The sequence below is a fragment of the Candidatus Hydrogenedentota bacterium genome, from assembly GCA_019695095.1.
GTDB lineage: Bacteria > Hydrogenedentota > Hydrogenedentia > Hydrogenedentales > SLHB01 > JAIBAQ01.
The window spans coordinates 1-7,485 of record JAIBAQ010000246.1; the positions used below are offsets into that span (position 1 = coordinate 1).

Annotated in this window: 5 protein-coding genes; all 5 read right to left on the reverse strand. The window is 58.8% G+C overall.

Annotated features, from left to right (window positions below; translation table 11 throughout):
• Positions 1-1,780, reverse strand: a 1,780-nt coding sequence (locus K1Y02_23805; protein ID MBX7259405.1) for a glycoside hydrolase family 2, incomplete at its 3' end; no start/stop codon positions are given.
• 191 nt (positions 1,781-1,971) lie between these two features.
• Positions 1,972-3,951, reverse strand: a complete 1,980-nt coding sequence (locus K1Y02_23810) for a HEAT repeat domain-containing protein (GenBank protein ID MBX7259406.1) — start codon at positions 3,949-3,951, stop codon at positions 1,972-1,974.
• Positions 3,952-3,977: 26 nt separating this feature from the next.
• A complete protein-coding gene (locus K1Y02_23815; protein MBX7259407.1) occupies positions 3,978-5,330 on the reverse strand; it encodes a Gfo/Idh/MocA family oxidoreductase in 1,353 nt (450 codons plus the stop codon).
• 56 nt (positions 5,331-5,386) lie between these two features.
• Entirely contained in the window at positions 5,387-6,724 is a 1,338-nt protein-coding gene (locus K1Y02_23820) for a Gfo/Idh/MocA family oxidoreductase (protein MBX7259408.1), read from the reverse strand.
• A gap of 50 nt (positions 6,725-6,774) precedes the next feature.
• Positions 6,775-7,485, reverse strand: a 711-nt coding sequence (locus K1Y02_23825; protein MBX7259409.1) for an MmgE/PrpD family protein, incomplete at its 5' end; no start/stop codon positions are given.

Here is a 7,485-nt window from a genome sequence, read left to right on the forward strand (position 1 = left end):
CCCACGGCGCGTTGATGCCTGGTTTCTTGTCATCCCACGGTTGGTGTATGACAACGTGAAGCACGAACTGATTGATGCCTTCGCAAAACGCCCAGTCTCCACGCGCTTTGAAATCGCGCGGCGTATTTACGAATGCCGGACCGCCCGTGAACGCCTCTGCCCATACAATGGGCTTTCCGTAGATGTGCGCCGCGGAAGCGGCGTCGCGCAGCTCGATCGTCCCCAGCGATCCTTCAACCCAGAACTCGCCGCTGATCTCGTCGCAATATCCGCCGTACTTCAGGAACTCGCTGGGATACCCCCAATGCCCGTAGTTCTCAAGCCACATTTTCAACCCGGCCTCATTGCACAAGTCGCGCAGCCCGCCCACATAGTCCTTTGCCACGCGATCCGCAACCATGCGCCTCATGTCCCACAGAAACCGATTGGACTGGTCTGCGCTACCGACAATTCGACCAGTCAACACCGGCATCCACGGCATAGGGTCATAACCGTATCGCGAAGAAAAATCAGCCGCGAAGTCGTCGGTCCAGTTCTGAGGACCCATCTCGTAGCTATCGGCCACAACGTGTTTCCAGGCCGTGCGTTCCGAAGCAGGAATCCGGCGCAACAGTTCGCCGACATACGAATCGAAGTGCGTCTTCAACGCGGCGCGATTCATCTTGTCCACTTCAAGACCGGTGGCCTCCGGCGGCGAAGGACTGTTCTTCGTGCCCGTCGGGGTCATGGCGGTGCGTAGCACAATCCAGTCTCCTGCCGGAACGTCCCACTTTAGTGTTCCATCCGGCGACATGTGTGACGTCAGATTGACGACCGTCTCTGGCTTCACGGCAAGGTTCGCCGCGTCCACCTCAGGTTGTGCGGCCCATGAATAAAAATCGAACGGCGGAAGCGGGTCTTGAAACATCTTGACCAGGGTCTTCTCCGCGTAACTCTCCACACGCGCGGCGGGCGACAACTGAACTTCACCCAGTTCGCACGCCTCCGACAAAGTCAGTTTGAAGTAGCGGGCCGCTGTTGCAGGAAACGATGCGACGATTGGCGCCAGCGGAACCGGGCCCACATTGATTTCGAGGTTATGACGGTCGATATCGAATTTCTTTACCGTCGTGAATTGCTGGCCATCCGTGGAGGACTGCAACTCCGCGGTGACCTTGACCTTCTGGATGGGATATACAGTAATACTGCGTGCAGTAAATGGCTCCGGCAATTCGAATGTGATGGAGTTGGGCGTACGCGCCGTCTCTTTTGCCACGACGCCTTCGCCTTCTGGCACCGGAAATGCCAACACGGCTATGTCCTGGAAGTCCCCTTGCGGCACCGGCAGCTTGCCCTCGAAATGCTGCGGCCCCGTCAGCCTTTTTTCGGGGAGTGTAACGTAGCGCATGGCCTTCTGTGGTGTCACCCAGGGACCGCCCGACTGGCTCCACCCGGGCGAGTTAAACAAGCCGATGTCCACGCCGAGCCGCGTGCCTTCACGAACAGCGTGCTCAATGAAGCCCCACCATTCATCGGACAACGCTTTTGCCGCATCGGGAGTCGCGGGCAATCCGCTTTGGCCGCTGATGACGCCAATGTAGCCCTCGCCAATGCCGACACGCCGCATCATCTCAAGGTCCTTGGTGATGCCTTCCTTGGTGATGTGGCCATCCATCCAATACCAGTAACATCGAGGCTTTGTATTGTCGGGAGGCGACAGGAATTTGGATTGAAGATCGTCAGTCGCGGCGCCGCCATGCAGCGCCGACATTGCTACAAGAAGCAAAGATAGATTGATCACGGTCGTGCCACCTTCAGTCTGAAGTTATTCCCCGGGACTGGAATGCATGTCCCCGAGCTCAAAGTCTACATCGTTCAAGGTCCTGAGTCATCCCCCGAAAGAGACGATACCGGGTCGTTGCCCTACAAAGAAAATTGGCGGCGCACCCGAAGGCATGCCGCCAATTCATGACTTGTATCAACCTTCGAAAGCTACTTCTGAATAGCCTTCTTGATCTTCTCGGCGGCAAGGCCCGCTTCCGCCTTGAGAGCCTCATCAGCCATCAAGGGTTCGATTAGCGCCAAGGCCTTTTCGTCGTGCACTTCACCCAGTCCGGCGAGCAACTGTTTCTTCTCGTCGGCGTTCGCGGCAAGCTTCATACCTTCGTCGTACAACGCCAGCGTCGCGTCGACGCCGCGATCGCTCGGCACTCGCAGGAGACGCGCAAAACCGCGGAACGCGAGGGCGCGCTTGGTTTCGTCTTGCGTCCCCGAGATGATCTTCTTCAGATCGCCAAGGACTTCAGGGGTTGGCCACTCGGCAAGCGCACGAAGCGCGGCTTCGGCGACTTGCTCGCTCTTCGCGTCGTTCGCGGCGCGAATCGCATCCAGCACGCTGGGATCGCCGATGCGTCCCATGTCGCGCAGCAACGCGGCGCGCGCGCCCGCGGCGGCCTTGCGCTCTTTCAATGATTGGTAAACGCCCAGGATACCGGCCGACGGCTTTTGATCCATCGCGATCTTCTGAGCCACCGTCACAAGGGCGTTTTCTGCCGACTGCTGGGCGCTGTTGCCTACCATGGCGACGACAAGCTGTGCAAGTTCGGGCACCGTCGTGCCGTCCGAGAGCACGCCCAGCGCGTCAAAGGCTGCCGCGCGCACTGAATCGTCTCCATACTGTGTCATCTTCAGAATGAACGGACGCGCTGCCGTGCAATTGCGCGCCGCGAGGCTACGCACGAGTTCCACGCGCGTCTTCGGATCGCCCGTGTCGACCGCCTTCATCATGGCCTCGTCGATGCCGTCGCCACGCAGCGAGTCCAGACTATCCCGAGCGGATTTTGCGAGGTCGCCGTCGGAAGTATTGACGGTTTCGACCAGCAATGCGATTGCGGACGCATCGCCCACCGTTGCAAGCGTCTGCACGGCGGCTCCCTTAACCTCGGGATCGGCGCTGCCAACGGCAGACACCACAGCAGGCATTGCGGCTTTGTCCGCGCGCTCTTTCAAAATAGCCAACAGAATGATCTGAACTTCTGGCGCGGCGCCCGCAACTGCGTCGGCGCAGGCTGTCGTCACTTTCGTTCCTTCGAGCTTACGAAGGGCAAGCGAACCGACGCCGCGCATGCCGAGATCTTCGTCCTTCAACAGCGCCAACGATTTCTCCACCGCCGTCTCCGGTTGCAGCGAAATCAATGCCTTGGTCGCCGCAATGCGAACGGGCTTCGGATAGGTTTCCGCGACAAGCTTTTCGCACAGCGCAATCGCTTCGGGATTCTTCCCCTCCGTCATCAGCTTCTGCGCGCAAAGGACAAGCCCATTTGCGATAGAGACCTTGAGTTCAGCAGGAGCCTGGGCTTCGGCGTTGGTCAACGCTTGGATTGCCGCGTCGCCACCGATGCGTCCAATTGCCAAGGCCGTCGCGTCGGAAACCGCTTTATCGCCGGACCCCAACAAACCTGCAAGGGCCGCAACGAAATCAGCCGATCCCCGCACGCCCAGGGAATTGATGATGCCCACCTGCGTACGGCCGCTCGTCTGCGACAGCGCGGCCAGGAAGGCGTCGTCAGTCAACCTGCCCGGCTTCGATTCCAGCGCGTAACGCGCCATATCCGAGTACTTCTCGGTAGTCAGCATCTTGGCAAGCACCGGAACGCTCTCGTCCGATCCAAAGAACTGAAGCTGACGACACACGAAGTCCTTACAGTCATCCGTCGTGTTCGCGTCTTCAAGCAAGGCAAGCAACCCCTTCTCGACGACGGCGCGTTGCTCCGGATTCGTCAAGGAATTGCGCACCAGGTCTTCGACCTTGCACAAGGGTTCCCGGGTCTGACCAAATGCATACGAGCCAATCGCCTTGATGGTGTCGTCAATCGAGGCATCTTGCGCGGACACCAGTGGCGCAACGAAGCCCAGGGCCAGCAAGCCCGCCAGGAGCAGTAGTGTTTTATGGTTCCACATGCGACCGTTCATGGTTCACATCCTTCTTCGTTACAGACTTAGACAACCCGCCACGGCGCGCGCAGCGAGGGCATGATTCTCCGGTTAGCTTCTTCGTCGCCAATGAACTGCTCTTTGTCGGGATCCCACCGCAACTTGCGGCCTAACTTCATGGCGATGTTGGCGAGGTGACACATGGAGCCGGTCCGATGACCCACCTCTGGCGGGGCAAACGTCGTCCCTCTCAACTTCACGTTGTTCAGGAAGTCACGGTGATGTCCCGGGCTCCGGCCCAAATGCTCTTCATTGGGACCGATGATCTCTTTGAGCAACGCCGGCGAACTGGCACTGAGGTTGCCGCCGTGGATGAAAATGAAAATCCATCCGTCGGTCCCCTCGAATTTGATGCCGCGCGTGCCAGAGCTTTCACAGATCATCCGCACGCCGTTCGCATACTCAAATTCAAAGTGATAGCCCATGGCCGTATTGAAAAGTCCATCGCGCGGGAAATCGCCCGTACCTTCAACGGAGATCGGCCCGGTATGATCGGTCTTGTTGCCGAGTTGTCCAAGGTCGATGATATGCGCGCCGCGGTCGGTCACTTCACCGCCGGAATAATCGAGGATGTAACGGAAGTAGAAGTGGCATCGCTTCTCCGTGTAAGGAGCGCACGGAGCAGGCCCAAGCCACATGTCGTAGTCAAGCTCTTCCGGAACCGGCATCACTGGTTGCGGACCAATTGGCGCGTGATTGTCGATAGGCAGGTTACAGCGAATGGTGTGCAGCTTGCCGATACGGCCGTTACGCACCAGTTCGCACGCGTAACGCGCGTTATCGCGCGAGCGCTCGTGGCTACCGGTCTGAAACACGCGGCCATACTGCGCAACCGCATTGCACACCGCGCGTCCCTCGCCAATCGAATTGGCGAGCGGCTTCTCGCAGTACATGTCCTTCCCTGCTTTCGCGGCCGCGACGGCTACGATGGGATGCCAGAAATCCGGCGTGCAGATCGTGACAGCGTCGATGTCTTCGCGAGCCAATAGTTCGCGGAAATCACCGTATTCGTCGCAGCCTTTGTACGAGCCATCCGCTTTCTGAGCGGCATATGTCTGCTCGACTTTTTCCTTGGCTCCGGCACGATGCTTGGTGTCAACGTCGCAGACGGCGACCACTTGCGCATCAGGCTGCCCGAGAAATGCCGTCATGTTGTACGTGCCCTGACCGCCAACGCCAATGCACCCCATGACAATTCGATTGCTCGGAGCAACCGTGCCGTTGAGGCCCAACGCCGATGCAGGCACGATGTACGGAAATCCCACAGCGCCTGCCGCCACCGCGGCGCTACGTCCCAGAAACTGACGCCGGGATAGCCCTTTGCCCCTCACGTCTTCTCTCCCCTTCTTACGTTCCATATCCAACTCCTCTGTGGACGGCACGGCCGCCCGGCCGGGTTTAGTTGCTGACGGACTCAAACTCGCCACGGCGCCCGCGCCGCGCGAGACAACATACGATTGGCATCTTCGTCGTCGGGGAACCGCTCTGTGTCCGGGTCCCACTTCAGCGAACGGCCTAGCAACAACGATATCGATGCGATGTGACAAATGGAGGCCGAACGATGGGCAATCTCAATGGGGGCCGCTGTCTCGCCGCGCGTCTTGACGCATTCGATGAAGTTCCTGGGATGATCGTCGCTTGTATACAGACGAATCTCATCCGGCTTGATCTGCGATTTCGAGATTGACTCGGGATTGGACCGGATAAAGTCGCTTTCCACGTACAGTTCACCCTCGGTCCCTTCGAACCGCATCCCCCACTTCGTGGTATCCGCGGTTGCCGTGGAGACCATCTTCACGCCGTTCTTATAGGTGAACGTGATTTCGTGTTCGATGGGAGCGTCGTACAGGCCCGTGCGAGGAAACTTTCCCGTCGCTTCAATAGATATGGGGCCCGTCAAATCCGTGCCATTGCCCCATTGGCCGATATCGTAGTAATGAGCGCCCCAGTCGGAGATGTACCCTTCCGAATAGTCCATGATCCAACGGAAGTTGAAATGGCACCGTCCCGGTGCATACGGAGCCCACGGAGCCGGGCCCAGCCACAGATCGTAGTCGAGTCCTTCAGGAACAGGCTGGAGCTTCTCCAAATCTTCCTGCTTACCACCTTGGATCATATAACCAATGGGCAAACCGATGTGGATTACTTTCAATTCGCCGATGCGGCCGTTGCGGATCATCTCGCACGCCAGCCTGCACATTGGCCGGGATCGCCGCCACGTGCCGGTTTGAAGCACACGTCCGTATTCGCGCACCACGCGGCACATATTTTGCCCATCGGCCACCGTCAGCGAAATAGGCTTTTCGCAGAAGATATCCTTGCCCGCACGCGCGGCCATATTGACCATGACCGCGTGCCAATGGTCGGGCGTACTGATGCAAACCGTATCGATATCGTCGCGATAGATGATTTCACGAAAATCGTTGTACGACTTACAGTCCTCGTTCTTGTACCGCGCGTTTACGCCCTGACAGGCTGCCTCGCGATGCGCTTTGTCTACATCGCAAACGGCCACGACTTGCACATCGGGCAAACCAAGAAATGCGGACATATTGCTGCCGCCGCGTCCCCCAAGGCCGATGCACCCCATGGTGATCCGTTCGCTTGGAGGAACCTCGGTTCCGGCTCCCACCGCGGATGCGGGCACGATCATCGGGAATCCGGTGATTGCGGCCGCCCCCGCGACGCTGCGCCGCAAGAACGTGCGCCTACCCATGCGCACTTTCGATAGATCTGATTTCGATTGCTTCATAACCTCAACTCCAACGTACGCTCTCGGCTCAATGCCCGTTGCGCGTCACCCTAAAAAATCCCCCGATGATCTCGAGCCTTGCGTTGCAGGCGCACCGCATCAGCCTGCACCGTGAGGCCGCCAAAATCGTTCCACTTCGCGTCCGGCAGGTTCTGGACCGTTTCCAGGAACCGGCGGCACTCCTTCTCCGAGACAATCCCCTCGGTGAGTGTCTCGAACTTGTGGATGTAGTCAGAACGTCCGAAAGGCCGCGCGCCCAAGGGATGTGCATTCGCGACCGCCAACTCGTCCGTGATGATTTCGCCGCTCGACAGTTTGACTTCCACGCGCCCCCCAAATGCCTTTTCCGCGGGATCGATGGTGTGATAACGGCGCGTCCATTCCGGGTCTTCAACGGTCCGAATCTTTTGCCACAGTCGAACCGTGTCTGGACGTCTTGCCCGTTGGGGCGTATAGCTGTCCACGTGATGCCAACGCCCGTCCTGCAAGGCCACGGCGAAAATGTACATGATGCTGTGGTCCAGCGTTTCGCGGCTGGCTTTGGGGTCCATCTTCTGAGGATCGTTTGCCCCGGTGCCGATCACATAGTGCGTGTGATGACTCGTGTGAATGGTCACGGACTCGACATCGTCAGTATTCGCTATCCGCGCGCGAAGCCGGAACGCCAGGTCAATCAGCGCTTGCGATTGGTATTCCGCCGAATGCTCTTTCGTGTAGCTGTCCAGAATCGATCGTTTGCTTTCGCCGGGCTCGGGCAACGG

Bases quoted from the DNA above. Each gene is read 5' to 3' on its own strand.
- K1Y02_23810 (MBX7259406.1), bottom strand. From the start codon at position 3,951: ATGAACGGTCGCATGTGGAACCATAAAACACTACTGCTCCTGGCGGGC.
- K1Y02_23815 (MBX7259407.1), bottom strand. From the start codon at position 5,330: ATGGAACGTAAGAAGGGGAGAGAAGACGTGAGGGGCAAAGGGCTATCC.
- K1Y02_23820 (MBX7259408.1), bottom strand. From the start codon at position 6,724: ATGAAGCAATCGAAATCAGATCTATCGAAAGTGCGCATGGGTAGGCGC.